The organism is Enterobacter sp. RCC_40 (genome assembly GCF_041360735.1).
In the GTDB taxonomy this organism is placed as follows: domain Bacteria; phylum Pseudomonadota; class Gammaproteobacteria; order Enterobacterales; family Enterobacteriaceae; genus Enterobacter; species Enterobacter ludwigii.
The window spans coordinates 166641-192108 of the sequence record NZ_JBFUPR010000003.1; the positions used below are offsets into that span (position 1 = coordinate 166641).

General features: G+C 50.7%; 31 protein-coding genes. 20 read left to right on the forward strand and 11 right to left on the reverse strand.

What is annotated here, in order from left to right; genetic code table 11:
• Positions 1-101: 101 nt before the first annotated feature.
• The 3 genes from AB6731_RS13000 to AB6731_RS13010 form a co-directional block, all read right to left on the reverse strand.
• A complete protein-coding gene (locus AB6731_RS13000; protein WP_371006444.1) occupies positions 102-677 on the reverse strand; it encodes a hypothetical protein in 576 nt (191 codons plus the stop codon).
• A gap of 102 nt (positions 678-779) precedes the next feature.
• Complete coding sequence (locus tag AB6731_RS13005; RefSeq protein WP_371006445.1) at positions 780-986, reverse strand: helix-turn-helix transcriptional regulator; 207 nt, start codon at positions 984-986, stop codon at positions 780-782.
• A gap of 98 nt (positions 987-1084) precedes the next feature.
• Complete coding sequence (locus AB6731_RS13010; RefSeq protein ID WP_193863107.1) at positions 1085-1672, reverse strand: inovirus-type Gp2 protein; 588 nt, start codon at positions 1670-1672, stop codon at positions 1085-1087.
• Positions 1673-2130: 458 nt separating this feature from the next.
• Here AB6731_RS13010 and AB6731_RS13015 point away from each other — a divergent pair, with 458 nt between their 5' ends.
• From AB6731_RS13015 to AB6731_RS13075, 13 genes are all read left to right on the forward strand, one after another.
• Positions 2131-3042 carry a hypothetical protein gene (locus AB6731_RS13015; protein ID WP_371006446.1) on the forward strand — a complete coding sequence of 304 codons (912 nt, stop codon included), beginning with the start codon at positions 2131-2133 and terminating at the stop codon, positions 3040-3042.
• Positions 3043-3141: 99 nt separating this feature from the next.
• Positions 3142-4005 (forward strand): GTPase family protein, encoded by an 864-nt coding sequence (locus AB6731_RS13020; RefSeq protein ID WP_180791978.1) that lies wholly within the window; start codon positions 3142-3144, stop codon positions 4003-4005.
• Between the two features lie 95 nt (positions 4006-4100).
• Positions 4101-4925 carry a DUF932 domain-containing protein gene (locus AB6731_RS13025; protein ID WP_371006447.1) on the forward strand — a complete coding sequence of 275 codons (825 nt, stop codon included), beginning with the start codon at positions 4101-4103 and terminating at the stop codon, positions 4923-4925.
• A 208-nt stretch (positions 4926-5133) separates the two neighbouring features.
• Entirely contained in the window at positions 5134-5844 is a 711-nt protein-coding gene (locus tag AB6731_RS13030; RefSeq protein ID WP_006818658.1) for a DeoR family transcriptional regulator, read from the forward strand.
• A 25-nt stretch (positions 5845-5869) separates the two neighbouring features.
• Positions 5870-6406 carry a DUF4339 domain-containing protein gene (locus AB6731_RS13035; RefSeq protein ID WP_371006448.1) on the forward strand — a complete coding sequence of 179 codons (537 nt, stop codon included), beginning with the start codon at positions 5870-5872 and terminating at the stop codon, positions 6404-6406.
• Positions 6407-6447: 41 nt separating this feature from the next.
• Positions 6448-6885, forward strand: a complete 438-nt coding sequence (locus AB6731_RS13040) for a hypothetical protein (protein WP_008815077.1) — start codon at positions 6448-6450, stop codon at positions 6883-6885.
• A 66-nt stretch (positions 6886-6951) separates the two neighbouring features.
• Complete coding sequence (locus AB6731_RS13045) at positions 6952-7362, forward strand: hypothetical protein (protein WP_129035826.1); 411 nt, start codon at positions 6952-6954, stop codon at positions 7360-7362.
• A gap of 77 nt (positions 7363-7439) precedes the next feature.
• Positions 7440-7676 carry a DUF905 domain-containing protein gene (locus AB6731_RS13050; RefSeq protein ID WP_371006449.1) on the forward strand — a complete coding sequence of 79 codons (237 nt, stop codon included), beginning with the start codon at positions 7440-7442 and terminating at the stop codon, positions 7674-7676.
• An 85-nt stretch (positions 7677-7761) separates the two neighbouring features.
• Positions 7762-8220 (forward strand): antirestriction protein, encoded by a 459-nt coding sequence (locus AB6731_RS13055; protein WP_109610580.1) that lies wholly within the window; start codon positions 7762-7764, stop codon positions 8218-8220.
• Between the two features lie 8 nt (positions 8221-8228).
• Positions 8229-8711, forward strand: a complete 483-nt coding sequence (locus tag AB6731_RS13060; protein WP_371006450.1) for a RadC family protein — start codon at positions 8229-8231, stop codon at positions 8709-8711.
• Positions 8712-8719: 8 nt separating this feature from the next.
• Positions 8720-8941 carry a DUF987 domain-containing protein gene (locus AB6731_RS13065; protein ID WP_371006451.1) on the forward strand — a complete coding sequence of 74 codons (222 nt, stop codon included), beginning with the start codon at positions 8720-8722 and terminating at the stop codon, positions 8939-8941.
• Between the two features lie 18 nt (positions 8942-8959).
• Positions 8960-9280 (forward strand): type IV toxin-antitoxin system YeeU family antitoxin, encoded by a 321-nt coding sequence (locus AB6731_RS13070; RefSeq protein ID WP_371006452.1) that lies wholly within the window; start codon positions 8960-8962, stop codon positions 9278-9280.
• 20 nt (positions 9281-9300) lie between these two features.
• Positions 9301-9618: a TA system toxin CbtA family protein gene (locus AB6731_RS13075; RefSeq protein ID WP_371006453.1), complete on the forward strand. Its 318-nt coding sequence runs from the start codon at positions 9301-9303 to the stop codon at positions 9616-9618.
• A 138-nt stretch (positions 9619-9756) separates the two neighbouring features.
• Here AB6731_RS13075 and AB6731_RS13080 read toward each other — a convergent pair whose 3' ends face one another.
• Both AB6731_RS13080 and AB6731_RS13085 read right to left on the reverse strand, forming a co-directional pair.
• Positions 9757-10401 carry a hypothetical protein gene (locus AB6731_RS13080; protein WP_371006454.1) on the reverse strand — a complete coding sequence of 215 codons (645 nt, stop codon included), beginning with the start codon at positions 10399-10401 and terminating at the stop codon, positions 9757-9759.
• Between the two features lie 338 nt (positions 10402-10739).
• Entirely contained in the window at positions 10740-11615 is an 876-nt protein-coding gene (locus AB6731_RS13085) for a phosphorothioated DNA-binding restriction endonuclease (protein WP_371006455.1), read from the reverse strand.
• A gap of 299 nt (positions 11616-11914) precedes the next feature.
• Between AB6731_RS13085 and AB6731_RS13090 the strand changes: the two genes are divergently transcribed.
• The gene (locus tag AB6731_RS13090; RefSeq protein ID WP_073397086.1) at positions 11915-12367 is read left to right on the forward strand and encodes a SymE family type I addiction module toxin; all 453 of its coding nucleotides are present in this window, start codon (positions 11915-11917) and stop codon (positions 12365-12367) included.
• A 95-nt stretch (positions 12368-12462) separates the two neighbouring features.
• Here the strand turns inward: AB6731_RS13090 and AB6731_RS13095 are convergent, their stop codons facing one another.
• From AB6731_RS13095 to AB6731_RS13110, 4 genes are all read right to left on the reverse strand, one after another.
• Positions 12463-13209 (reverse strand): cyclopropane-fatty-acyl-phospholipid synthase family protein, encoded by a 747-nt coding sequence (locus tag AB6731_RS13095; RefSeq protein WP_371006505.1) that lies wholly within the window; start codon positions 13207-13209, stop codon positions 12463-12465.
• Positions 13210-13219: 10 nt separating this feature from the next.
• The gene (locus AB6731_RS13100) at positions 13220-13477 is read right to left on the reverse strand and encodes a YjhX family toxin (protein ID WP_014168433.1); all 258 of its coding nucleotides are present in this window, start codon (positions 13475-13477) and stop codon (positions 13220-13222) included.
• Positions 13478-13765: 288 nt separating this feature from the next.
• Positions 13766-14338 (reverse strand): DUF1349 domain-containing protein, encoded by a 573-nt coding sequence (locus AB6731_RS13105; protein ID WP_371006456.1) that lies wholly within the window; start codon positions 14336-14338, stop codon positions 13766-13768.
• A 50-nt stretch (positions 14339-14388) separates the two neighbouring features.
• A complete protein-coding gene (locus AB6731_RS13110; protein ID WP_183516798.1) occupies positions 14389-15384 on the reverse strand; it encodes a LacI family DNA-binding transcriptional regulator in 996 nt (331 codons plus the stop codon).
• A gap of 241 nt (positions 15385-15625) precedes the next feature.
• Here AB6731_RS13110 and AB6731_RS13115 point away from each other — a divergent pair, with 241 nt between their 5' ends.
• The 6 genes from AB6731_RS13115 (at position 15626) to AB6731_RS13140 (ending at position 23268) form a co-directional block, all read left to right on the forward strand.
• On the forward strand, positions 15626-16864 hold the full coding sequence (locus AB6731_RS13115) for an MFS transporter (RefSeq protein ID WP_014168436.1): 1239 nt from the start codon (positions 15626-15628) through the stop codon (positions 16862-16864).
• Between the two features lie 19 nt (positions 16865-16883).
• Positions 16884-18317 (forward strand): glycoside hydrolase family 32 protein, encoded by a 1434-nt coding sequence (locus AB6731_RS13120; protein ID WP_371006457.1) that lies wholly within the window; start codon positions 16884-16886, stop codon positions 18315-18317.
• Between the two features lie 92 nt (positions 18318-18409).
• Positions 18410-19675 (forward strand): OmpG porin family protein, encoded by a 1266-nt coding sequence (locus AB6731_RS13125; RefSeq protein ID WP_371006458.1) that lies wholly within the window; start codon positions 18410-18412, stop codon positions 19673-19675.
• Between the two features lie 14 nt (positions 19676-19689).
• The gene (locus tag AB6731_RS13130; RefSeq protein ID WP_063214236.1) at positions 19690-21183 is read left to right on the forward strand and encodes a glycoside hydrolase family 32 protein; all 1494 of its coding nucleotides are present in this window, start codon (positions 19690-19692) and stop codon (positions 21181-21183) included.
• Positions 21184-21195: 12 nt separating this feature from the next.
• Positions 21196-22209 (forward strand): OmpG porin family protein, encoded by a 1014-nt coding sequence (locus tag AB6731_RS13135; protein WP_063925699.1) that lies wholly within the window; start codon positions 21196-21198, stop codon positions 22207-22209.
• A 108-nt stretch (positions 22210-22317) separates the two neighbouring features.
• Positions 22318-23268 carry an aminoimidazole riboside kinase gene (locus AB6731_RS13140; RefSeq protein ID WP_371006460.1) on the forward strand — a complete coding sequence of 317 codons (951 nt, stop codon included), beginning with the start codon at positions 22318-22320 and terminating at the stop codon, positions 23266-23268.
• A 271-nt stretch (positions 23269-23539) separates the two neighbouring features.
• On the opposite strand, the gene guaD is transcribed toward AB6731_RS13140, so the two are convergent.
• Together guaD and AB6731_RS13150 are read right to left on the reverse strand one after the other, a co-directional pair.
• Positions 23540-24919 carry a guanine deaminase gene (guaD, locus tag AB6731_RS13145; RefSeq protein WP_322416184.1) on the reverse strand — a complete coding sequence of 460 codons (1380 nt, stop codon included), beginning with the start codon at positions 24917-24919 and terminating at the stop codon, positions 23540-23542.
• Between the two features lie 61 nt (positions 24920-24980).
• On the reverse strand, positions 24981-25427 hold the full coding sequence (locus tag AB6731_RS13150; protein WP_150343544.1) for a hypothetical protein: 447 nt from the start codon (positions 25425-25427) through the stop codon (positions 24981-24983).
• Positions 25428-25468 lie beyond the last annotated feature (41 nt).

A 25468-nucleotide genomic window follows, 5' to 3' on the forward strand; every position in this document is an offset into this window, starting at 1 on the left:
TGCGGAGTATCGAGGAGTTGTTTGCGGCAATGAGGGATCTGCCGCCTTTATTAATGAGCTTGTCCGGGTAGAAAGATGCTCAGCACAAATCGGAACTGATATCAGTAGCCGGTAAATAGCAGATATTCATCCATCATTTGCGTGAGGGATATGTTTTCCTCCTGCCGTCCAATCAGCCACAAGCCTAGATCTTTAGGTGCCTTACGTTTCAGATTATCCAGCCAGTCTTCCAGCGTCGCCCCCATCATCAGATCGTACCAACATAGCCAGACCAGTTTGTGGCGATGCTCCGGTGAGCTGAATTGTTGTAACAGGCTAATCAGCCTATTTGCCAGTGGGCGTTGTTTCAGGCGGATACATTCACTCAGCAATATCCCTTCCAGCATTGGGTGGTGCAGTAAAGTTTTTTGCCTTGTCTCAAGGCTGATTTGCATATCAGTCACTACCGACACTGGCTCTGGATGCTGACTTCCGTAAATCAGTCGGTAAAGGCATTGAGGTACCACGGCAGTCATCTGCCCCGCGCCGGGAAAGTACAGACTGCCCACCATCAGATGGTGGCTGGCCTGGATATTGGGATGACACATGCCATTTATGATGGCCAGTTTTGTGAACCCGTTTAGCCAACGTTGATAGCTGTCCAGCAAGCTCTCACATCGCGTCTTTGTCTCTTTCATGGTGAATTATCTCTGAATACTGAACGACAGGCAGCCGCAACACCCCGCCATGAGCGGATAAAGAGTCTGCCAGTCAGGAAAGTTATATGTAAGGAAAGGTATCTAGCTGCGTGATTCGTTGACTCTCGCCTGTAGCCAGGCTTCTACTTCACTTCTCCGCCAGCGAGAACTGCGGCCAAATTTGGTCGGTTTTGGAAATTTACCGTCTTTAATCAGTTTGTAAAACCATTTGTCGGTCAACTGAGTGAGTTGCGTAATGAATGCCATATCGATGAATTGGTCTTCGAGCAGGGAAATTTGAATAGTCATGATTTGATTCTCCGGTATCTGAATGGAAACCGGAGAAGGTCTTATTCTTGTTACTTCCCGCCCCGGCATAGGTACCGGTGGTGCCGTAAAAAATAGTATTAGCCGGGTATATATTTTCTGGGTCTTCCCTGTCGTGCAGGTGGTGGAACCTCATTGCATCCCCAGATCAGGAAGCCATATTTCTGGTCTTCTTTTGTCAGATAACTCACTATGCGTCTCAAGCTGCTTACGGCATCGTTGTTTTGGTATCGGACAACATTGTTAATGTTGTCCTGATGATATTTTTTTGGCTTGCATCGCTGGTATTTCCCCTCTCCATGAGTAATCTGATGCCATAGTTCTCCTGCCTGTAAAATAAATGGGAATGATTTCTGATGTTCCTGACCATTAAGATAAAAAATGGCATGAGCATGAACAGCCCCTTCAGATGTCCATTCCAGTACCCAAAAAACGCCGATAACTCCGGGAAGAGTGATCATTGCCTGCGTCAGTTCTCTAAGGTCATCCTGTATTTCGATGGAAGAGTTACGAATAAATCGGTTAGTGCCTCGCTGGTAATCAAAATCCATTCGAAAGGCCAGTACCTTGGAGTGACATGCCAGGACCTGATTAAGATGGTGATTAATCAAATTCAGCAGGAAATCATTAGGGATGACTTTCTTTAAATGTGGGTAATATCTTTGCATTGCGTTGTTCCTTTGTATGAATTCAAAGGAACTAGTGCATATGTTTTTTTGTCACTGACAGGATGCTTGCAAAGTAGGTTTTAATCACTTTTGACGGATATGTATCATCCCAAGTGGGGATGTTAGATGGCTATCAATTGAGAACTACTATCTATAATACCAAATAACCTTAATGAATTTTAACCTGATAGCACTCATAGGTATCCGTACTTTTTATATTCACATTACCTTTCTGCCAGTGACAGTCATTGGTGGCACAGAGTTAATTTTAGTGTTTTCAGAATACGTATCTACATGATGTACGTCAACGTTTCTAACGAGCCAATAAAAACAAGGCATGTGGTGCGGTTGGAGAGGTTTATGGCAATAAAAATGGAACGTAGTATACTACGTAGAGTGATACGTTTTTTTCTACGATTGTTTTTACGTTTGAGGTTGTGATGAGTGCAGGAAAACGAGTGACCAGTCTCTGGACGAAAAGAGTAAATTTATGGCTTTACTGGGATATCTTTCGCTCAGCATTAATGCATGCTGATGAGTCTCGTGAATTAGTGGAAAGAATAGGTGATACCACTCTTTTCAAAGAGTCTTGCATTAAATATATGAATAAAAAAGAAATGGTTAAGTATTGGAGTGCGGAAGATTTCTTTGAAAAGAGTAGGCGAGAGGTTGAAGGTAAGTTAATACCTTTTAGTGAACTTGAGTGGATTGATTGTGAGCGTTCGTTGTCATTTGTTGCTAATTATATTCATGCCGAATATAAGCTATATACAAATAATAATACCCCATCTCTTCTTGATATCACCTTACCTGAATGGAGCCTTGGTTCTGATAAGGGTGGCGTAAATTATGATGGGGTAATTCTTTTGATAGACTATCAATGTCGTGTATCAAGCCTTAATAATATCAGTTCCACCTTAGAACGTTTGAAGAGGTCATGGCTCCGTATCCAGAAAAAATTTGGCAATCCGTTTTGGTTCTCATCAGCCAGATATGATGCTAAATATTTGGCAGATTATCAGTGGGTGATGTCTTACTTCGATAAGAATAAAATGATTAATGGTAATGTGGATTTTTGGTTTGAAAAAAATTTGAATCTGAAAGTTCATTCAATCTTTGATCAATGGGTTGAGGATAAATCCGATGCTGAAGGTGAATTGTTTATTATAAAAACAAAAAAAGCATGGGGTCAGAAAAAATTCAGAGATAGTGTTGCAAACAAAAAAGTTCTCAATACCTATATTAGCAAAGATAGTAAGAGACAACTTGATTATCTGGCAAGCCAAAATGAAATGAAAATCAATGAATTGATTGAGATGCTGATCAATGATGCATACGCAAAAGCTAAACTGAAAAGTTGGGAAAATTAAAAAAGATCACAGATATATATCATCACTCTGAACATATCCCATTAACGGCAGAACCTCTTAGTTCTGCCGTTTTTGTATACTTTTTTCGGAGGAGCAGTAATGAAACAATTTGACGGTCTGCAGTCACTGCAGCAACCGCTTTCCGGCCTGCCCCAGTGGGTCTCTGAACGCATTCTGCAGCAGATAAATCAGTTAACCCACTACGAGCCTGTAATAGGCATTATGGGGAAAACCGGAGCAGGCAAGAGCAGCCTGTGTAATGCCCTGTTTGCTGGGGATATATCACCGGTCAGTGATGTGGCGGCATGTACTCGAAAACCACTGCAGTTTCGCCTACAGCTCGGCAAACGCTTTATGACAATTATGGACCTACCCGGTGTAGGAGAGTCCGAACTCCGGGATGCTGAATATGCCGCACTCTACCGTGAACAACTTCCCCGGCTCGACCTGGTGCTGTGGTTGATTAAGGCCGATGATCGAGCACTAGCGGTGGATGAACATTTTTACCGGCAGGTGATTGGTGAAGCATACCGGCATAAGGTGTTGTTTGTCATCAGTCAGTCCGACAAGGTTGAACCCACCAGCGGTGGTGAAAAGCTGTCTTCAGAGCAGAAACAAAATATCAGCCGCAAAATCTGTCTACTGCATGAGTTGTTCCAACCTGTAAACCCTGTCTGTGCGGTGTCGGTACGTTTGCAATGGGGGCTGCGGGTAATGGCTGAACGGATGATTCATTGCCTGCCGCGGGAGGCCAGTAGTCCGGTGGCGGTACAGCTTAGTGATCCACTTCGTACCGATGCCATTAATAAAAAAGCCCTTGACGATTTTGGTGAAACGGTCGGCTCGGTGTTGGACACAGTAAGTTCCATGCCCCTGATACCGTCCCCGGTTCGGACTGTCATCCAGTCTGTACGCGACATCGTGGTATCGGTCGCTCGTGCAGTCTGGAACTTCTTCTTCTGAACATTAACCCTTCTAACCCGTAGTTTCCTGAGCCCTGCCGCGATTGAGCGGTAGGGCTTTTCTGTCTTTATTTTCCCATCATGAGGAGTCTGCTTATGACCCGTCTGGCTTCGCGCTTTGGTGCATCAAATCTTATCCGTCGTGACCGTCCGTTAACACGCGAAGAGCTATTTCGTGTAGTGCCCAGTGTTTTCAGCGAGGACAAACACGAATCTCGCAGTGAACGGTACACATATATACCCACGATTTCTCTCCTCGACAGTCTGCAGCGCGAAGGCTTTCAGCCCTTCTTTGCCTGTCAGACCAGAGTGCGTGACCCAGGTCGCCGCGAGCACACAAAGCACATGCTGCGCCTGCGTCGGGAGGGGCAAATTACCGGCAAGCAAGTCCCGGAAATCATTCTGCTCAACTCTCATGACGGCACCAGCTCGTATCAGATGCTGCCGGGATTATTCCGCGCGGTATGCCAGAACGGGCTTGTCTGCGGTGAATCGTTTGGCGAGGTGCGGGTGCCGCACAAAGGAGATGTCGTGAGTCAGGTGATTGAGGGGGCGTATGAAGTACTGGGTATTTTTGACCGTGTGGAAGAGAAGCGGGATGCCATGCAGTCGCTGAGGCTGCCGCCACCTGCACAACAGGCTCTGGCACAGGCTGCACTGACGTACCGTTTCGGTGAGGACCACCAGCCGGTGACAGCACCTCAGATACTCTCCCCACGCCGCTGGCAGGATGAGAGCAATGATCTGTGGACCACATATCAGCGTATTCAGGAGAACCTGATTAAGGGTGGGCTCAGTGGTCGGAGTGCGAAAGGCGGGCGAACGCATACCCGCGCCGTGCGTGGTATCGACGGAGATGTGAAGCTCAACCGGGCTCTCTGGGTGATGGCTGAAGCGATGCTGAGTGGGTTTCAGTCCTGAGCTTGTTATCAGCATGTTAGGAAAGGACACTCCCTGTCCGTTTTACCTCCACTGAATTGAGTGTTTTTTCACCGTATTTCACGATATGCCGCGGCGGGCCTGCTTCCGGTGGCAGATAAAAAATAGTTCATTCCATGTCCATACCCTGTCCGCCCCCCTCTTTAGAATCATTTCATATTCAGTCAGTTAACTATTACGGAGATTTAAGATGACACAGGCAGAGCGCCGTCATGATCGGCTGGCTGTCAGGCTGTCACTGATAATCAGCCGCCTGGTTGCAGGTGAAACGCTGAACATGGCGCGGCTGGCTGCAGAGTTTGGTGTGTCAGTCCGTACCCTGCGACGGGATTTTCGCGAACGGCTGATGTACCTCGACCTTGAGTATCGACGGGGGCAATGCCGCCTGCGCAGTACCGGTGGAGGCGTACAGGGCGAGCTGGATGCGCTGACCTTTGCTCACCGGGCAGGACTGGCCGATATTTTTCCGGGGCTGGACCGGCGTCTGGCGGGCATGCTGCTCACTGCAGGAGGGATGCCCTGCCTGGTGTGGCAACCCCCACAGTCAGTGTCACCGGCCAGCTCGCTGGTGTTTTACCGCCTCGTCAGTGCCATTACCGCATGCCAGCGGGTACTGCTGCTGGCCGAGGGAGAGCGCTGTGACGGGCTGGCCCCGTACCGACTGATTTCATTCGACGGCTGCTGGTACCTCACCGGTGAACTTAACGGGTATATCACCGTGCATCCTCTGGCGACCATCCATGCGGTGACAGTACTCAACACCACGTTCACCCCGCTAAAACGTCTCAGCCAGTTAACCACACAGGCGGGCTTTATCCGGGCCCTTCCGCACTTCAGCTGTATCCGCGAAGTCCTGTCTCCTGGGCCCTCTGAGGAGGAGCCGGGCAACACACTGATTTAATTACCTCTGTTAAGAAGGAAAAACAATGACCTGGCATTACGAGAAAAATGGCATACGTCACGACAATGTGACTGAAGACGACATCACCGGCCTGATTATGCGCGGTGAACTGACAGTATCCACTTTGGTATGGCGACAGGGCATGACGGAGTGGCAGCCAATCTCCGCTACCCCGCTGGCTTCGGCGCTGCTCCACAGCACTACACCACCGGCACTGCCAGGAAACCGCATTCCGGGCGGAGTGGTATGGACGCTGGCATTTGCTCCCTTCATTGGTTATGCGCTCGAGCTGTGGACGGCAGGGCTGAACGGAATGTCTTTTGACGAGGCATATGAGGCCGTCTCGGGTGGGCAGTACTGGTTCATCACGCTGCTGCTCAATATCGCACTGGGGTATCTCGATGAACGACGCCTGCGTAAGGCCGGAGTGGATACCACCACGTTCGGCAAACTTGCCTGGCTGGTGCCGTTCTATTTGTGGCGGCGGGCGAAAACCCTTGGTCAGAAACCGGCTTACTTTTGGGTATGGCTGGTGATGCTGGGCCTGACTATCTGGGCCTGAATCGTCGCTACCTGATACTTTCTCTGTTAAGGACCAACGTAATGAAAACGCTGATTAAAATACTTGGCATTACTGGCAGCCTTCTGCTCTGTACAGAAGTTCAGGCCCAGCCTTATAACCGGACGCTGCCTGCTGTCGTCAATGACAACAACGGGAATATTTTCTGGTGTGATGCGCATCGTCAGGTTACCGGAAAATGTGAAGCCATGTCTGTTGACCGCCTGGGTGGGATGGTAACAGTTCGTTCAGCACCCTTTAAGGACTGCGAAGGTGGCCTGTGGGGCTGGATAACTATCATGCGCAACGATGTGTCGAAGGGATTCACCATTACTCCGGACAAGAAATTCGGTCTCACCGTAAAAGACCTGTGTCGTCCGGGCACGGTAGTGACCTTTAAGCCCAACCAGAAGAAGCCGGAATATGACGACCTGGTGGCGTTGTACCAGGGCAAAGAGCTGTTCCGCTACCGGCGTTTCTGATAACACCCGATATCAATTTCTCTCATTTTGCCCGACAGCGGGCTGGATTAATTCAGGAAGAAAACCATGCTGAAAATGATGACCTCTGCTGTACCCGCCCTCATTCTGTCACTTGCTGCATTCAGTGCCGGTGCCGCTCAACTTCCGGCAAGCCTGATGGATAAAGACAATCCCGGACAGGAGTACTGGTGCCAGGGAAACGACATCAACACCTCCATGTGTTCACTGACCGGTGTCAGCGACGACCATAAATTTGCTCTGATTCAGGATTTGCCCGGTCCAGCCTGTGAAGATTTAAGTTTCGGGATTATTGACCTGGTATTTAACACCGGACTTAACATCCCTTATGACGGTGGTGACTGCAAGGGAGATGTAAAGGCCGGGTTTGTTCGTGGCACAAAAGATAATGCCCTGTATGTGAAGATTGTCCGGGGCAGCAAAACTTTGCGCCTGTATAAGGTGCAGACGGGTTTCTGATAATCACCCCACACCTGCATACTCCCATAGCCCCTGACGCATCTGCGTCAGGGGCTTTTGCTTTTAAGGTACACCCAATGTCTGAATCTCATATGCTGCCACCGGGACCTTTCACCCGACAGCAGGCCGACGCTATTACCAGCCGGTATCAAAACGTCGCTATAGAAGATGACCAGTGCAGTCACTTCCGCCTGGTAGTTCGTGACTCTGAAGGTCGAATGGTCTGGCGGGCGTGGAGCTTTGAAACGGATGCCGGTGAAGGACTTAACCGCTATATCCGGCAATACGGCATCCTCAGAGCATCCTCCTCCTGACCACACCCATTCATCATCCCTGCATGTCCTTTATTTCCCATACGCCAGCCATCGTCGCTGGCGTTTTTAATGACGGAGAATATCCATGACGACACAAACGCAATACGAATTGATGTCCGCTAATGAACCTCAATTTGACCTCACTGCAACACCCGTACCTGACGAGCAGCGTCTCGATTTCTGGCCGCTGTACTTTGGCGCTATCCCGCAATGGATAACGCTGGAACCCCGTATTTTCGCCTGGATGGAGAGCTTTTGTGATGAGTACAGCGGTGGTATCTGGTCCTTTTACACGCTCAGCAATGGCGGCGCGTTTATGGCTCCTGATGCTGAAGGTGAGGATAAATGGCATCTGTTCAACGGCATGAACGGCAATGATGCGGAAATGAGCGCTGAAGCCGCAGGTATCGCTGTCTGCCTGATTGAATACAGTCATCACGCCTGTCGCAACGAATGCGATGCCATGACGGAGCACTATTACCGCCTGCGGGATTACGCCCTGCAGCACCCTGAATCCAGCGCCATTCTGCGCATTATTGATTAAGGATACTCATGATGGAACAGTCACTTATCCCACTGACTCCGGCACTACCACTAACCGCACAACGTACGGTAAAACGTGCCTTAACGCTGCTTGACCGACACCTGCGCGAAACAGGCGTGGCATTCACTTCCACTCAGGCTGCCCGTGACTGGCTGAAACTGAAAATGGCGGGACTGGAACGCGAAGAGTTTATGGTGCTGTATCTGAACCAGCAGAACCAGTTGATTGCCCATGAAACCCTGTTTGCCGGTTCCATTAGCAGCACCGAGGTACATCCCCGTGAGGTGGTCAAACGCGCCCTGTTTTTCAATGCAGCAGCAGTGATACTGGCGCATAACCACCCTTCCGGCGACACCACGCCCAGCCTGGCAGATAAGACCATCACGCAGCGTCTGGTGCAGGCGCTTCAGCTCGTTGATATCCGTGTGCCTGACCATCTCATCGTCGGTGGCGCGCAGATATTGTCGTTTGCTGAACACGGTCTGCTTTGAGGTATGACATGAAAATTATCAGTAAACGCCGGGCGATGACGATTTACCGTCAGCATCCAGCCTCCCGCATTTTTCGATACTCCACCGGTAAGTACCAGTGGCACGGCAGTGTCTGTCATTACAGCGGTAAGGTCGTTCCTGCCATTCCCGGCGTGCTGGCGGTATACGCCGAACGCCGCCAGGACCGCAACGGGCTTTATGCCTGTCTGATGAGTATCTCTCTGAACTGACAATAAAGGAGAAGCCCGATGAGAAGTCATGTTACATGGGGCCTGCAGCGGGATATCACGCCACGCCTGGGAGCTCGTCTGGTGCAGGAGGGCAACCGACTGCACTACCTGACTGACCGGGCCAGCATTACCGGTCAGTTCAGTGATGCCGAATGTCTTAAGCTGGATGTGGCATTTCCGCATTTTACCAGCCAGATGGAATCCATGCTGACCACTAGTGAAATGAATCCCCGCCATGCCCACTGTGTCACCCTGTACCACAACGGTTTCACCTGCGAAGCCGATACCCTTGGTAGTTGCGGCTACGTATACATCGCCATTTATCCCACTCAACGCTAACAAATTTCACGAGAGCAAACATGAAAAATCTACCTGCTACAATTTCGCGGGCGGCGAAGCCCTGTCTTTCGCCCGTGGCTGTCTGGCAAATGTTACTGACACGCCTGCTTGAGCAGCACTATGGCCTGGCACTGAACGACACTCCATTTAGTGATGAAACTGTGATTCAGGAACACATTGATGCCGGTATCACGCTGTCTGATGCCGTTAACTTTCTGGTGGATAAGTACGAGCTGGTTCGTATCGATCGCAGAGGGTTTAGTTGGCAAGAACAATCACCTTATCTTCGGGCCGTTGATATTCTGCGAGCACGACAGGCAACTGGCTTGTTACGATGAAGTCTTAATGATGCTGTATTGTGAGAGCCCCGAGCAGTCTTCCTGACTTAAATCACCAGTCTTCACCAAAATTATATAACATACATCGCACCTGCCACTATTGGCAGGTGCGATTGTATTTACAAAGTATAGCTAGTTTTAAGGATATTTATTATTAATGATTGAACTGAAATCCTCTTTATCGGTTTCAGCATCAATGACTGGTGGAACGTATGTGTTCAGTTTTTTACTGATGCCGAATATCTTGAGAGTACAGGATAACATCCAGAACCATGGAATAAGAGTAGCTAAGGTGATAGTTAGGTAGAAAATAAACTGACTGACATCTTCACGTGAATAGTTTTTAATTATCTCTGAACCCATAATGGTCAGTATAAAAATAAGCATGAGTGGTAGAGACCACTTCAAATGACTATGGGGGTATATCTTGCCATCGTTGATATCATATAATCCCGGCCAATGTAATACCGCTTTGAGTGATTGAATATAGGTTTGAGAGTGGCTGGAATGAAAAGCCACAAGCCTGTAGGATAAATCTCTGTCCCTATGTAGACCTAAAGATAGAAGGCGGAATTGTTGTTCAGCCACATCTAGTGGGTCTGAAGATGGTGGTTTTGAGTGCCTTAACCATTTAACAGCTTCGATCTGCTCTAAAGGAGAACGAGAAAAGAAATCCCGTCGGCTGAAGTGGAAATAGTTTTTCGCAATTGCGGCGAGAATGGCAAGGGTGACGCTTGTGATAACTGGAATATTGAGCAAATCTTTTACCAATGTGAACATCATCTTTCCCTTCTTAATCTTAAATGAGCTGAAAATAACAGATTGATTTGTTTGCAGGAGTTTTTTTTCCAGAGTGAGGTAAGAAGCATTAGTATTGCTATGTAAGTGCTAGTTGTTGGATCTTTCTAGGAAAGAGAAATATTCCCAGCTGAAATTATTCAGGATGGTATGATTACTGTGTCATCGTTTAGATGATTCAGGCGTTATGTTACTACGCTGATTTTCGAGGGGAAACAGTTGAGTATACATGTAAGTATATAACATCAATTATCCAGATGTTAATCACTTAAAATTCAGTTGATTAATGTTGAAATTCGAGTCCGGCCTTCGCACTCACCCCCTCACCCCCTATACACCTCCCTCCGATGCCATTCCACAAACCCTTCCCCTGGATAATTCCCTTTCACCATCGGCAGTGCTATCTGCTTCCCGGCGAAATCCCAGAACAGTCTTCCTACAATCCCATGCCCGTTACCATTTACCGCCTCAGACACCATAACCCGCAAACTGTCATCCAGCCCAATCGATCCCTTATCAAACGCCTTATGATGAATTGCACACAGCGCCAGCCCGTTCGGGATTTCACACGGCCCGCCAAACTGTTTCCACTTGATATGCGCGGCCTCGAGTGCAACGGAGGTGTTATCATGTCGCATGTTGAATCCGCAGATTGCACATTCATAGTTATAGGCGCGAAGCACCTGCTGACGAAACAACGGATCGCGAACCTTACGGATCTGTTGAATATCAAAACCCATCTCATCTGCGATCTCTTCCTGGATGCTTTCCGGGAAATGCGCCTCAAGGATCTTCTGTGCCAGCGAGCCGATCAGCTTCTTGTTCTTTCTCAGTAGCGCATAGTGTTCTTCATCAAAACCGCCAGCGACCTTATGTTCAACAAGCTCTTTTACCGGTGGTTGTTTGCTGCCAGTGGTGGAACAGAGTTCACTGTTCTCAAGATCCCAGAATCCATCCCCTTTGAGCCGCCAGAAGGGCATGTTCGGATAATGTTCTTTCCTGTCTGGACCAAAGCGTTCTAACAGGCTTAGCAGTTGAGCGTGTACCTCGGTACCGTAGTCAAACAGACGTGCATGCCCCTGCTGATAGTTTGCCAGCACGTACAGAAGCAATAAGGGTTTATGCGGCGCACGCTGTTCGCCCTTGCGCCAGATGGTGATGTTGGCAATTGCCTGTTCGAATGTTTTGCTGGAAGCCATCGCGTTACGGAAGAAGGTAAATAATTGCGATGATGCTCGCAAAACCCAGACCAATCAACCCACAACGAACAAAAACATGGCTTTAGTGCACACAACACTATTTCCTGAATCCCCCTCGCAAATTCCAAATTTACCCCACACCAAACCGCTGTATTTATATTCAGCCTGGTATAATACGCATCAGAAATAACGCCGAACGGCAGAGTGAGTTTCACAGGAATTATTTACAACGAGACGCGATATGAAGGTGCTGCAACACCCCCATACCGCTAACCACAACAACTACTGAGGAGTTGAAAATGGCTGCGCCGAATTTTATGCCAGAGTTTACGGTTTGCAAAACAGAATCAGACGCTTTCACCGGCATGATTGAAAACCGCGAGCTGGTACGCAAAAACAGCACCCGCCGACTTCACGGCAACCAGACCACTGCAGCGCCCGTCCATCCCCGCGCAGAAACGCCAGAAGCAAGCTCCGCCTGCTGCGAACTCTATGCCCGGATAGATAATAAATATCTTCCGCTGGGGGGAGACTGGTTAACCCGGGCAGGGTTTATCAGCGGTATGCCGGTTAAAATCCGGGTGATGAAAGACTGTATTGTGATCACGCCGCAGCATACAAGAGAATTATGGGGATGCCTGGAAGGGATGAGTGTGGTGAATATCAATAAACAAAAAGTCGCTCAGTGGTTAAAAACATTCCCAGGGGCGTTAAATGATACGGGCGATATCCCGGTGATTAAGCGCGGGTAAACGTGACGGAATCCGAGTTCATATTATTCTGTGCCGCCTTAATACCTGATGCGTGAAGGCGGTATAGTCGTTAAGGCTATACCGCCAGTTTCAGGCTATCGGGCAATCAACGCAAACACCCCCCAGCCAAAGTACTCTCGTGTGTAGGTGACGTGGCGTTTGGGCGCAATTGTCAGCTCCGCGCGAACTTCTTGTGCAAAGTCATCGTCAGGGTTTTCCGCCAGCCAGTGACGCAGGGTCATCCATTTCGCCGCTTCGTATCTGTCCCAGCCTTCCTGGTCTGCCAGAACCATTTCCACCAGGTCATAGCCCTGTGCGTCGAACGAGGCGACCAGGTCGGGCAGGGTGAGAAAGTCTGCGATGGACGAGACGCCGCAGGCCTGGGCTATCTCATCGCTCGCAGGAACCTGACGCCAGTAGGGTTCACCGATGAGTATCATTCCGCCAGACCGGAGGCTTTTTGCCAGCAGCGCCATTGTTCCGGCGACGCCGCCGGCAATCCAGGTGGCGCCCACGCAGGCCGCCACATCACATTTTTCATCTGCAATGTATCCGGCCGCGTCGTCATGAATAAAGCGCACGTGATCGCTGACGCCGAGTTCGTCAGCACGGCGCCTTGCCTGTTCGGTGAAAAGTCGGCTCATGTCGATGCCGGTGCCGGTAATGCCATGATCGCGCGCCCAGGTGCAGAGCATCTCCCCCGAGCCGCTGCCGAGATCGAGAATGCGCGTGCCTGGCTTCATGCGTAACACGCGGCCCAGCGTGGCGTACTTTTCCGGGGTGAACGGGTTATGAATGCGGTGTTCGCTTTCGCTGACGGTAAAAATACGTGGGATATCCATCATCCTCTCCTTAACGATTATCTGGCTGGGCACGAACGCTGTTCAGCCCGGTCGTGTTAATGCGGTAGGGCTGACCGTTGACGGATTTGATCAGCTTTTTGGTTTTGAGTTTTTTGAAGACGGCGAGCGTGCAGTCGGCGAGCAACAGCCCTTCGCGGCTGTAGCATTCAACGGCGGTGACGCGGCCTGAGCTATCGCGGACGTGCGCAATACGTCCACCTTTGGCGAGAACGTGTAAGGTACGTTGTTCCTGACGGGATAAATTCATACTGGAAAACCTGTTTAATCATCATGTGCAAAACGTGCAAACACACCGCGGTGTCCGCATTCGATTTCGGCGCATTGATAATCAGTCCGGCCTGAAAGGTCGGGGAGCTGATTATCGGATGATGACATTCTCCAGCATCAAAGCCTCGGGTTGAGTTGAGAGGTATTTACGGGGTGAATAATATCACCTGTTTATTTTAAGGGAATGGTCGGGTGGGAAAAGTGTGATCCAGGTGGAAGCTCAGGCAGCGCCATCAACGGATCGTGGAACCGGATGGCGCAATGTAAATCAGCTGAGATCGTGCAGCGCTTTATCCATGGCCGGAGCGAGACTGAAATCACTAAACTCGACGGCTAAGCCGCTGCGTTCAGGCGTGCAGCACATGACACCGACTTTCACTGGCCCCGACGGGAAATGGCATAAACGCAGCAAAGGCCACGACAGCCCGTCTGCTGAGTACTGTAACCGCAACGCGTCTCCCTTGCGGGTCAGGCGAAGCCAGAACTCCCGGGGGTTACCCGGGAAGATACCGGTTGCCCAGTCGGAGGCCTGTAACGTCAGTACGCTGCCAATGGCCGGCGCGCCATCATTGTATTCAATCCCAGCCTTGAGCCAGTGTTGCTCGTCCGACATCAGCATGATCCCCGCCTGGTCATAGAGCGTGCTGAAATCAGCGCGGATGTTAGTCTGAAACGTGAAATCACCCGCCGAGTCAGTCGCGTAGATGTGGCCCGAGAAACGCTCGAATCCGTACCACGTATGGCGCCAGAAATCGGTGTGGTCGTCTGTCACGACCGATAACGTGTTGTTCTCGCTATGCCATTCGGCAGGTTCGTTTATCCAGTAAAATTCGTTTTGCATAATGTCCCCAGGTGACTGTCAAAAGGTCGTCGGTATGCGGCCTCTCTTGCTCAACAGGATTCGCGCCTGAGCCAGGGGCTCTCGACCAGCACCTTATCCCGGTGGGTGTCGCCATTGATAATGTGCAGGGTACTTAAGCGCCCAATCTCATAATGCGGCAGCTGGACCGTGGATAGCGGGGGTAAAAACAAATTTCCGATGCCGACAAGATTATCGTAGCCAAGAACGGCAATATCCTGTGGGATTCGGATCCCCTGCGTTAACAGCGTCTGATACACCATGAAGGCAATACGGTCGTTACCACAGATGACTGAATCAAATTGCGGTTTCCCCTGAACGATATGCGCCAGCAGCATCTCCGGAATATCCCGGTAGTGCTCATCGCCAAATTGCATATAGCAGTGCTCAAGCGTATCAGGATCGATACCGGCTTCACGGCAGGCGCGATCCAGTCCCTGACGGCGGCGACGCGTCGCCAGATGGTTGACAGGTAAATGCAGGCAGAGAGGGCGGCTGTATCCCGCCGCCAGCAAGGCCTGTACGGCCGTATACTGGCCTTGTTCATCGTCAGGTATATAGCTGGCAACCGGTTCTCCCGTGTTCTCGCAGTTGGCCAGAACGCAAGGGTGCTCCAGTAGCCGGGGCGGGATGCTCACTTCACGCAGCCCCATGGTGGTGAAAATGATCCCCCCGGGCCGGTGGGCGAGCAGCAGGTCGACAATATCGTCAGGGTTATCATCGGTAAACATATTCACCACGAAGCTGTTCCAGCCATACGCCCGCGCGGTTTCTTCGATAGACAGCGTGATTTCTACCGAAAAAGGGGTGGTGACGGTATCCAGCGCCAGTACGCCGATGGTTTTGTTGCGGGAGCCGACACGACGAACCTGTCGGGCTGAGAGGTCAGGCACGTAATTTAACTGCAGGATCGCCTCCTGCACCCGGGCCAGGGTTTCAGGCTTTACGCGTTTCGGGTCATTGAGCACCCGGGAAACCGTCATGAGCGATACATTGGCCAGTTTGGCCACATCTTTTAAAGACGCCATAGCTTTCCATTATCTGAATGCATTCGACCCGGTAAGGTGTTGTGAGCCAATGCGAATGTCCTATTCTAGGCACCGACGCCCAGGGTTACGCAAGTCACACTCAAAAGTTTGAGCGCGATCTCAACACATTAATGTTAACGTTAACTTTTGTGATTAACATCGAGTATCACATCAAAATCGAGTGTACGCCTGAAATGTTAACGTTACCATCTTAGTATATCCTTCTTGCGAGATTACGTAGATGAAAAAACGGCCTACTCGAAGTTACATGCTGCTCAGCGCTCTGCTGTTCTTTTTCTTTGTGACCTGGTCCTCATCAAGTTCACTTCTCTCAATCTGGCTTCACCAGGAAGTGGGGCTAAAGGCATCGGAAACCGGCATTATTTTTTCCGTATTATCCGTCTCCGCGCTCTTCGCGCAGGTCTGTTATGGCTTTATCCAGGACCGACTCGGTCTGCGCAAACATTTGTTATGGTTTATCACCGCGTTGTTGATCCTCTCCGGCCCGGCTTATCTGCTTTTTAGCTACCTGCTGAGCGTTAATATTCTGCTGGGCAGCGTATTCGGGGGCTTATTTATCGGGCTGACGTTTAATGGCGGTATCGGCGTTCTGGAGTCCTATACCGAGCGCGTTGCGCGTCAGAGTACCTTTGAGTTTGGGCGGGCACGCATGTGGGGGTCTCTGGGCTGGGCGGTTGCCACGTTTTTTGCCGGGTTATTGTTTAATATCAACCCTGACCTTAACTTCCTGGTGGCGTCATGCTCAGGGTTAATCTTCTTCTGTCTGCTGGCCCGCTTAAAGGTGGCCGCGCCGGCAAGCATGGAGAAACTCGAAATTGGCGCTAAAAAAGTTTCTCTGGAAGACGCCCTGCGTCTGCTGACTCTGCCGCGCTTCTGGGCGCTGATATTCTTCGTGGTCGGAACCTGCATTTACGGCGTATACGATCAGCAATTCCCGGTCTATTTCTCGTCACAGTTCCCGACATTACGAGAAGGGAACGAGATGTTTGGCTATTTAAACTCTTTCCAGGTCTTTCTCGAGGCCGCGGGTATGTTTTGTGCGCCGTGGCTGGTTAATCGCATTGGCGCTAAAAATGGCCTGATATTCGCAGGTATGGTGATGGCGCTGCGCATGATTGCTTCCGGGCTGGTGGAAGGCCCCTTGCTTATCTCCATTACCAAACTGCTTCACGCGGTCGAACTGCCAATATTGTTAGTCGCCATATTTAAATACAACAGCCTGAATTTCGACAAACGTCTCTCCTCCACCATTTATCTGGTGGGATTTGCCTGCACCAGCTCCGTCATTGGCACCGTCTTGTCCCCGCTGGCAGGCTTTAGCTATGAGAGATTTGGCTTCGCCCAATCCTATCTGATCATGGGCATCATGGTGTTCAGCACCACGTTTATTTCCATTTTCCTTTTGCGCTCAACTAAATCCTCATCTGAGCCATCTTTTCTGCAGCAAAACGCTGTGTAATGTACTGAGAGTAAAGACGATGACATCCTTATTAGAACAGGCTGAACAGGTGCTTGAAAAAGCACAATCCGGGATTAATCCGCGCTGGTATCCGCGCTATCACCTCGCCCCTCGCGCAGGCTGGATGAATGATCCTAATGGCCTGGTATGGTTTGACGGCTGGTATCACGCCTTTTATCAACACCATCCCTATTCCCCGAAATGGGGTCCGATGCACTGGGGGCATGCCCGAAGCAAAGATCTGGTGCATTGGGAACATCTGCCCGTCGCGCTAGCGCCGGAAGGCCCGGCGGACAAAGACGGCTGTTTCTCCGGCTCCGCCGTGGTGGACGGCGATACGCTGGCGCTCATCTACACCGGACATAAATTTCACGGCCCGTCGGACACAGACGACAACCTCTACCAGGTGCAGTGTCTGGCGACCAGTCGTGACGGCATTCATTTTGAACGGCACGGCAGGGTGATTGATACACCGCCCGGACTGCATCACTTTCGTGATCCGAAGGTGTGGCGCGAAGGTGAGTTCTGGTACATGGTTGTCGGCTCCCGCGTGGAAAATACCGGCCAGGTGCGCCTGTACCGTTCCACCGATCTCCGCGAATGGCATGACGAAGGTATTTTCGCCGAGGCTGATGAAGGCAAGGGCTTTATGTGGGAATGCCCGGATTTCTTCACCCTGGGAGAGAAGCGTGTCCTGATGTTCTCGCCGCAGGGCATGGCGGCGGAAGGGTATCACTATCGCAACCTGTTCCAGAGTGGCTATTTACTTGGGGACTGGCAGCCAGGTCAACCGTTCACCCACAGCGGACAATTTACTGAGCTGGACCACGGCCACGACTTTTATGCCCCGCAGAGTTTCGTGACCCCGGATGGCCGACGCATTGTCATCGGGTGGCTCGATATGTGGGAATCACCGATGCCCGAACAGCAGGATGGCTGGGCCGGAATGCTCTCGCTTCCGCGCGAATTAAGCCTTGTTGATGGCCGTGTGAGAATGAAACCGGCTGCCGAAGTGACCGCGCTGCGTGGCAGCTATTATCCCACGCCCGTCCGCTGTCTGAACAATCAGAACGTCCTTGTCGCGGCAGATGCCGACGCGGTCGAAGTTCAGCTGGCATGGGATTTGAGCGCATCGACGGCTGAACAGTTTGGTATCGCATTGGGCGACGGGCTGAGAATTTACGTCGACGATCAGGCCGGGCGTCTGGTGGTGGAGCGTCGCTATCCGGAATATTCGCTGGAAGGCACGCGCAGTATTCCGCTGCCAGCAGACAGCGTTCTGTCACTGCGAATTTTTATTGACCGCTCATCGGTGGAAGTTTTTGTTAACGATGGTGACGCTTGCTTAAGCAGTCGTATTTATCCGCAGCCGGGCAAGCGCGATATTTCATTGTTTGCAAATCAGGGGAAGGCCTCATTATACGATGCGGGATACTGGTCTTTAGATAAATAATTCTCCGTTCCGACCTGTTTCTTGCAGGGTGAGTTTTTATTTCTGCCAGTCTCTGGCTGGCATGTTATTGTCTGGAATAATGAGAGAGCAAAATGGATGAAAGCGTAATACCTCAAAATTGCATTACCGCGAAAGATAAAAACATATTTGTTCCAGGAAAACAGACGCTGGCATTAATGGTGACATTAGCGGCATTTCCTGCCATTGCTGAAGACGTTACAGGAAACTATCAAAGCTATTTTCAGGATGAATCAGACACCAACGGTACGAGTGTATCATCAGCCAATAACGGCAATGAACAATCGTCCCTTCGTGCTTCGTCTTCTCCGGTTGCTGCAGGTCAAAAACCTGAACTCACGACCTCGTCAAAGCCCGTGACGTTATCGGCGCAAGCGGAGAATAAAAAAACTGAAGTGAAAAAGCGTCCTAAAGGGGATAACCCCGAAGACGTCAGTCTGTTGCGTTTAAGGCAGGAAGATCCACCGGTTCACTGGAACAGTATCGGTCGTAACATGGAAGTGGGTGGCCTGCATGGAAACATCGGGTCTCAGATAGAAATTGACGATGTTCGCTGGAGCAATAATAAGAAAAACAGCGGCAAGTTTAAACTCGCCACCATTCAGGCTTTTTTAAGGCACGATGAATTGCCTAACTGGTATTTCGGTTTCTGGAATGCCAGAGAAGACAGTTATAAAGGACAGTTCAGTAATCAGGACTATCAAGGCACCAATACTATCAATGAATTTTTTGTGGGCCATATTTTCGAAACCTGGCGAGGTAATATCGGTACGGAAGTTATGGTCGGCTCCGAAACGGCAACGAAACGCTGGAAAAACCGGTTCAAGGTCTGGCAGGACCTGCGACTGTCCAACAAATGGAGCCTGGCCGGATACGCATATGGCGAATACCAGCCTCAGGGGAACGAACCGGGGAATGGCGATCTGGAACAGTACATTTTCGAAATTGAGCCAGCCATTCAATACCGCGTGAATCCGGATCTCGGGCTCTATTTGCGACCCTATTATTATCATAACCGCCAGGAGCGTCAGAGCTGGGGCGATATTGTCGAAGAAGAATGGAAAGTCACGGCCGGACTCTGGCGAAACTGGTATCCATTATTAACCTCCCTGTATGTTGGATTTGGCCAGGACAAAATAGATAACGCCAGCAATGCCAGCGAAGTTTTCTATGACGGTCGGTATAAGTTTATCGGTGGCACGCTGAGTTATCCGGTATTTGGTGAAGTGCGATTATACGGTGAATTCAAAGCACAATTTACGAAAGAAACCGGGCTTTGGACATCGACCGGTCACTCATGGAACCCGTTTACCGTGGTTGGCGTGAATTATAACTTCTGACATTCAGGTGTAGCATGAAAAAATTAATAGTTGCGGCATCTGTCGCGCTGCTTGCGCTTTCGCTCGGCAATAATCCTGCCTGGTCGCAGCCTTCGAAAGAAACATTACAGAATAAAAGTATCACCCATATTAATGGCTTTTTCCCGCGGGTTGATGGTTCATTTGTGGGCGACCCCATGCCCGTTTTTAACGATGGCAAATTTGATATTTATTATCTTAATGATGTCCGCGGCGGCAGCGATTTGGGGGTACATGCTTTTCATCTCTTGTCGAGTGCCAACTTGTATGATTATCAGAACCATTCCGAAGTGATCCCCTACGTTAACGACGTTGACGATCCTGAACTGTTATTAGGAACCGGTTCGATTATTAAAGTCGGTGATACCTGGCATGCCTGGTACACCGCACACAATGAAAATGTGTTCCCGGTTGAGTCTATTATGCACGCGACCAGTAAGGACCGCCTTCACTGGGTGAAACACCCGCAGGACACCATTTTACCCGGCGGTAACTATCGGGGTAATGATTTCCGGGACCCTCACGTCGTTTGGGTTGAGGAAAAGAAAGAATACTGGATGTTAATTACTACGCGCAGTAACGGTCGTGGGGTTATTGCCCGGTACAGTTCAACGGATTTAACGCACTGGGAAGATCGCGGCGTATTTTTTGATAACGACACCATCACCAGCAATGCCAACCTCGAATGCCCGACACTGGTTTACTTCAACGGACGCTGGTATCTCAGCTTTAGCGACCAATGGCCGTTACGCCTGACACAATACCGGGTTGCGGATAATCCGGAGGGGCCGTGGCGGAAACTGGGCAATTATGTGGTCGACGGCTCGGGTTTTTACGCGGGGAAACTGGTACTCAAAAACGATCGGCTGTTTGTTTTCGGCTGGATCCCGACGAAAGCCGGTAACCGTGACAGCGGCAACATTGACTGGGCAGGGAATCTGGTTGCTCATGAGCTCACCGCAGATGACCAGGGCCAGCTCAACAGCATCCTGCCCCAGGAGCTTCAGAAGGTCATCAGTGAGAATCCTGGTCCGGTGACCACCTTAACGAGCACTAAAACGCTTAAAACGGCCACGTCGTTCGGCCCCTTACAGTCGGCGCTGTACCCGGCCTTGCCTGAACGTGGTGAGTTGAGCGCAACCATTGATGTTCCTTCTGCCGGAATGGTGATGAGCTTTGGTCTGACCGACGACAGAGTCAGTGATGCGATGCTGAACGTTGTGTTCAATAAGAGCAAAGGAAAAGTCTATTTTTTCAACGCGCCGCTCGCGTCGATTCATCAGGCTAACGCGGAATCCTGGGTGGATGTTCCGATCGGGGAAAAAATTGAGTTACGCGTTCTCATTCAAAACTCAATTGCTGTTTTTTATATAAACAATAAAGCGGCATTCAGTACCCGGATGTATTCCATGCAGGAGAAGCCGTGGAGTATTAGCCTGCCTCAAAACGACCATTTTCACGCGACGTTGAAAATAAAAGAAATGATTTAACGGGATATTATTATGAAAAACTATCATGCCCTGTCTGTTATTTTTGCTCTTCTGTTTCCCGCGCTGGCGAATGCGAGCATGAGCATCATGAAGGACCCCTCGGGAAAGGTTGTTGCCGTGGACCCGTGGTCCTATCTGGATGAAGAGGTTATGTGGACCTCAGCCCGCTCCTCCAATCCTGCCGGTGGCCGCGTTCATGGCCAACTGAAGATGAAATATGCCATTGAGGACAATAACTGGCGTAACAGCCATTTCCACAACGGGAATGATTCACTGACGTTTGTACAAGGCGTGATGCGACACGATGCGTTACCCGGTTGGTATCTGGCTTTTTCTGAGGGCAGAACCACCCACTATAACGGGACGTGGGAGGATCAGTCTTACCTCAGCCAAAACCAGTGGACTCAGTTGATCATCGGCCATGAATATTTTTACAAACGTCTGCGCTATGGCTGGGATGTTATGGGTGGAAGCGCCTCAATCGAGGACCGCTGGCAAGGCCGCGTTAAGTTCTTTACCGATCTTCGGGTTACGGACAATTTCTCATTCTTTAACTATTTGTATCAGCAGATCGATCACCGCCGCAGCGGTGGATCGCAAAATGACCGCGACGTGCGTTCATTTCAGATTGAGCCTGGCGTGCAATATATTATTAATAACACCACCGGCGTCTGGTTCCGCCAGCAATTTGCCTCTGCCATTTTAGACAGGGCGCAGTGGGGCGATATTGACGAAAAAAGCTGGACCACGTCAGTCGGGGTCTGGCGCAACTGGGGGAAATTATCCACAACGCTCAGCGGCGGGTATGGCCATTATAAGAAATACAATGCGCAGCCTGAAGATGGCGAAGTCTTCCAGAATACCCGCAACCGCTTCCTGAAGGTATCGGCGAATTATCCTTTGACCTCTCGTTTTACCGTGTCCGGAGAAGTTACTGGCTCGTTGATAAAACAGGACGGAAGCTGGGTGACCCACGGTGAGGCTATTACCACCGAATATAAGCTGATGCTGGATTATAACTTTTAAACCGTATGCCTGGATAATCCATGGCACCTGTTGACGCTTAAGCGCTATTAAAAAACTGACCTTCCCGCAGGTCGCATTTAAAAAGTTAATTATTATTGAGGAAATGTCATGAATATCTGGACTCTTGGCGATGCAGTGGTGGATCTTCTACCGCTTTCAGACATGCAATATCAGGCCTGCGCAGGAGGTGCCCCGTTCAATGTGGCAATTGGCGCTGCGCGTCTGGGCTGCCAGAGTGGTTTTATTGGCCGGGTCGGTGAGGATGACTTTGGTTATTTTCTGAAGAAAACGTTGTCTGACGCAGGCGTTTCAACCGAAAGTCTGCAGTGGGATAATCAGCACAGAACCAGCACGGTATTGGTCTCTCTGGGCCGCGCTGGCGAGCGTGGATTTACGTTTTTAACCAACCCCTCCGTGGATCAATTTTTAACACCCGATGCGCTGCCCGACTTTAGCGAAGATATTCTGCACTTCTGCTCTCTGGCCCTGGTCGCCGAAACGTGTCGTCATACGCTCGTCACCGCCATCAGCCATGTAAAACAGCGTGGGGGATTACTGAGTTTCGACGTGAATTTACGGGAGCAAATGTGGCCCGATAAGCATGAAATGCTCGAGACGGTGCGTCATTTCGCCGCCCAGGCCGACATTCTTAAACTCTCGGAAGAAGAATGGCACTGGATGACAGGCTCTCACGATTTTTCCCATGCGCTTAATGCTCTCAATGCTCTGCCCGCGCAACTCAAAGTCGTGACCTACGGTGAGCAAGGTGCCATGGTGCTGTGGCGCGACAGCGTTATTCATTTCGACGGTTATACCGTCAACAGTATTGATACAACCGGGGCTGGCGACGCGTTTGTCGCAGGGTTGCTGGCCTGGATTGCACATCGCGGGATGCCGCAGAATGTTGAACAACTCCACCAGTCCATTGCTCAGGCCAGCGCCTGCGGTGCCCTCGCGACAACGCGCAAAGGGGCGCTGACCGCGCTACCTGATACCAACGCGCTCAATACCTTTATCACTCGATTCTTGCTACCGGATTACGAGGTGAAAAAGGGCTAAACAGGGTGAGAACATGTTTGGCTGGCGCGCGCATTTTCGTGCAGACGTGTACTCAGGTCATTTCAAACTTAGCAGGGAAGATGACAATGGCCGAACACGGGGGGCAAACAGGTCGCTGCAAAACTTCAGCTCCCCGCTTGCTGGTTCAGCCATGCGGAGAATCCCTGCTTCGTGTTTACACCAGGTTCGCTTCGGGCATACCTCTCCCTGAGAAAAGAAAGCATTTCACAGGGAGCCACGATGATGCCGCAGACGGTGCCGCTGTATGATCTTACTGAACTTTCACGGCTTTTCCGTCTACCCAGACACGGCTGATGTTATTTCGCCTGGCGTTAAAGATGATTTTTTGCAGTTTATCTTCAGGCTGGTCTTCAGCAGGATGAATATAAATATCGCTTCCTGCAGCCCGGGTATCGATAACGATGGCATCGAACTGGTATCCGACCTCCAGCTTTCCTACAGGCAGCTCAAGCACGCCACCCGCACCGGCTGTCGCCAACCAGAATGCTTCCTTGAAGCTGACTGCCGAGCCTGGTCTGCCGCGGTGTTCCGGTTTAATACGGGCATCGACGCCATCATTCAGGGCTTTACTGGCGGTGATGGCATGGCGGCAGGCATCAAATACCGAGGGGCTATGGCCACCGGCAATATCGGTGCCTAACCCGACGTTCAGTCCACGGTCCAGCATTGCTCGCAGAGGGAATACTGCATTGGCAAAATAGAAATTTGAAAGGGGGCAGTGCGCGACGCCAGCCCCCGTTTTCTTAATCAGGTCAGCATCGTCATCTTCAATGTGGTTTGAATGCGCGAGGATGGTTTTTTGGGTCAACAGGCCAAAATCACGCAGCGCCACGGTGTCCGTTTTCCCCAGGCGTTCTTTAACGTAACCATGTTCCCAGTCACTTTCTGAGCAATGGGTTTGCACGTGGCAGCCTGTTTCTCTCGCCACTGTGCCCAGTCTTTTCAGCAGGTCGTCCGTGCAGGAGGGAATAAACCGCGGGGTGATAACCGGGAGCACACGTTTTGCCGTATTACCGGGTAACTCTGCGACAGCGCGAATAAATGCACGCGTTTCCGCCTCGGCCGATGCCGCCGTTTCGTCCCGATAATAGTCAGGGCACTGGGAGGGATCGTCCATCGCGACGCGGCCCACCAGGGCGCGCTGCCCCTGGGCCAGACATATGCGGGCCAACTCGACGCTGCTTTCAGTGTGCAGGGTGGCGAAGTAGACGGCGGTTGTTGTGCCGTTCGCCAACAACGCGCTGACCAGTTCTGTATAATTTCGGCGGGCAAAATCGACGTCGGCGTATCGGGCTTCCAGCGGGAACGTGTAGTCATTCAGCCACTTCTCAAGCGGTTTATCCAGCGCCTTGCCCATCTGAGGCCACTGCGGGGCGTGGACATGCAAATCGATCAGGCCGGGCAGAAGATACTGGTCAGAAGAAAGTTCAGTGAGCTTACCCGCTTTACGGGCGGCGTCACGTACGTGCCGGAACGCGCCATCGTTATGTTGAATAATATCCACAATGGTACCGCTACCGTCGATACAGAACAGCGTGTCGGTGAAGTGAATCACATTTTCCTTTGATTCCGCCGTATAGCCCTGCGCGCTAACAACCCGTTGCCAGGGGAATGCGTGGTAGGTGTTCATCTGTTTGTCCTTTTTCACGATTATGCTTAAGGGAAAATGTCCCGGATGGCAGTAGGTTTTTTCAGGTCGCAGGATCCTGAACTATCCAGACCCCCGTGTTCTGCCTGATATCCGGTTTAATGGCGCCCTGGCGCTGGTTGTAGACAAAGGTGCCGGTCCTGTCGCTAAGGCAGACGAGCGTGAGGGTAAACAGCGTCGTCTGGCCCTGAAAATCCTCCTCTGCTTCCAGAATGCCTACACTGTGTGCCAGGCCTGTTTGGCTTTTAAAAACTTCATAACGGTATTTCCCTTGCACCTTATTGCCTGTGCGCAAGATATGGCTGGTATACGTATCGTCAGTGAACTCCAGCCGGAGCAGGCTATCGGCATTGGGGTTTTGCACAGACCATAGCGGATCAGTTTTATTAATAAAGATTTTGCCGGAGAGCGTCTCCGGTACGTTGCAGGTCGCCTGAGCAAATAGCGGAAGCGCCAGCAGTACTGAAAGTAATGTTATCCTGAGTTTCATCTTATTTGTCCATATCTTTGCCGGAGGAGAGGTAGGGCATC

Bases quoted from the DNA above. Each gene is read 5' to 3' on its own strand.
- AB6731_RS13000 (WP_371006444.1), bottom strand. From the start codon at position 677: ATGAAAGAGACAAAGACGCGATGTGAGAGCTTGCTGGACAGCTATCAA.
- AB6731_RS13005 (WP_371006445.1), bottom strand. From the start codon at position 986: ATGACTATTCAAATTTCCCTGCTCGAAGACCAATTCATCGATATGGCA.
- AB6731_RS13010 (WP_193863107.1), bottom strand. From the start codon at position 1,672: ATGCAAAGATATTACCCACATTTAAAGAAAGTCATCCCTAATGATTTC.
- AB6731_RS13020 (WP_180791978.1), top strand. From the start codon at position 3,142: ATGAAACAATTTGACGGTCTGCAGTCACTGCAGCAACCGCTTTCCGGC.
- AB6731_RS13025 (WP_371006447.1), top strand. From the start codon at position 4,101: ATGACCCGTCTGGCTTCGCGCTTTGGTGCATCAAATCTTATCCGTCGT.
- AB6731_RS13030 (WP_006818658.1), top strand. From the start codon at position 5,134: ATGACACAGGCAGAGCGCCGTCATGATCGGCTGGCTGTCAGGCTGTCA.
- AB6731_RS13035 (WP_371006448.1), top strand. From the start codon at position 5,870: ATGACCTGGCATTACGAGAAAAATGGCATACGTCACGACAATGTGACT.
- AB6731_RS13040 (WP_008815077.1), top strand. From the start codon at position 6,448: ATGAAAACGCTGATTAAAATACTTGGCATTACTGGCAGCCTTCTGCTC.
- AB6731_RS13045 (WP_129035826.1), top strand. From the start codon at position 6,952: ATGCTGAAAATGATGACCTCTGCTGTACCCGCCCTCATTCTGTCACTT.
- AB6731_RS13050 (WP_371006449.1), top strand. From the start codon at position 7,440: ATGTCTGAATCTCATATGCTGCCACCGGGACCTTTCACCCGACAGCAG.
- AB6731_RS13055 (WP_109610580.1), top strand. From the start codon at position 7,762: ATGACGACACAAACGCAATACGAATTGATGTCCGCTAATGAACCTCAA.
- AB6731_RS13060 (WP_371006450.1), top strand. From the start codon at position 8,229: ATGATGGAACAGTCACTTATCCCACTGACTCCGGCACTACCACTAACC.
- AB6731_RS13065 (WP_371006451.1), top strand. From the start codon at position 8,720: ATGAAAATTATCAGTAAACGCCGGGCGATGACGATTTACCGTCAGCAT.
- AB6731_RS13070 (WP_371006452.1), top strand. From the start codon at position 8,960: ATGAGAAGTCATGTTACATGGGGCCTGCAGCGGGATATCACGCCACGC.
- AB6731_RS13075 (WP_371006453.1), top strand. From the start codon at position 9,301: ATGAAAAATCTACCTGCTACAATTTCGCGGGCGGCGAAGCCCTGTCTT.
- AB6731_RS13080 (WP_371006454.1), bottom strand. From the start codon at position 10,401: ATGATGTTCACATTGGTAAAAGATTTGCTCAATATTCCAGTTATCACA.
- AB6731_RS13085 (WP_371006455.1), bottom strand. From the start codon at position 11,615: ATGGCTTCCAGCAAAACATTCGAACAGGCAATTGCCAACATCACCATC.
- AB6731_RS13090 (WP_073397086.1), top strand. From the start codon at position 11,915: ATGGCTGCGCCGAATTTTATGCCAGAGTTTACGGTTTGCAAAACAGAA.
- AB6731_RS13095 (WP_371006505.1), bottom strand. From the start codon at position 13,209: ATGGATATCCCACGTATTTTTACCGTCAGCGAAAGCGAACACCGCATT.
- AB6731_RS13100 (WP_014168433.1), bottom strand. From the start codon at position 13,477: ATGAATTTATCCCGTCAGGAACAACGTACCTTACACGTTCTCGCCAAA.
- AB6731_RS13105 (WP_371006456.1), bottom strand. From the start codon at position 14,338: ATGCAAAACGAATTTTACTGGATAAACGAACCTGCCGAATGGCATAGC.
- AB6731_RS13110 (WP_183516798.1), bottom strand. From the start codon at position 15,384: ATGGCGTCTTTAAAAGATGTGGCCAAACTGGCCAATGTATCGCTCATG.
- AB6731_RS13115 (WP_014168436.1), top strand. From the start codon at position 15,626: ATGAAAAAACGGCCTACTCGAAGTTACATGCTGCTCAGCGCTCTGCTG.
- AB6731_RS13120 (WP_371006457.1), top strand. From the start codon at position 16,884: ATGACATCCTTATTAGAACAGGCTGAACAGGTGCTTGAAAAAGCACAA.
- AB6731_RS13125 (WP_371006458.1), top strand. From the start codon at position 18,410: ATGGATGAAAGCGTAATACCTCAAAATTGCATTACCGCGAAAGATAAA.
- AB6731_RS13130 (WP_063214236.1), top strand. From the start codon at position 19,690: ATGAAAAAATTAATAGTTGCGGCATCTGTCGCGCTGCTTGCGCTTTCG.
- AB6731_RS13135 (WP_063925699.1), top strand. From the start codon at position 21,196: ATGAAAAACTATCATGCCCTGTCTGTTATTTTTGCTCTTCTGTTTCCC.
- AB6731_RS13140 (WP_371006460.1), top strand. From the start codon at position 22,318: ATGAATATCTGGACTCTTGGCGATGCAGTGGTGGATCTTCTACCGCTT.
- guaD (WP_322416184.1), bottom strand. From the start codon at position 24,919: ATGAACACCTACCACGCATTCCCCTGGCAACGGGTTGTTAGCGCGCAG.
- AB6731_RS13150 (WP_150343544.1), bottom strand. From the start codon at position 25,427: ATGAAACTCAGGATAACATTACTTTCAGTACTGCTGGCGCTTCCGCTA.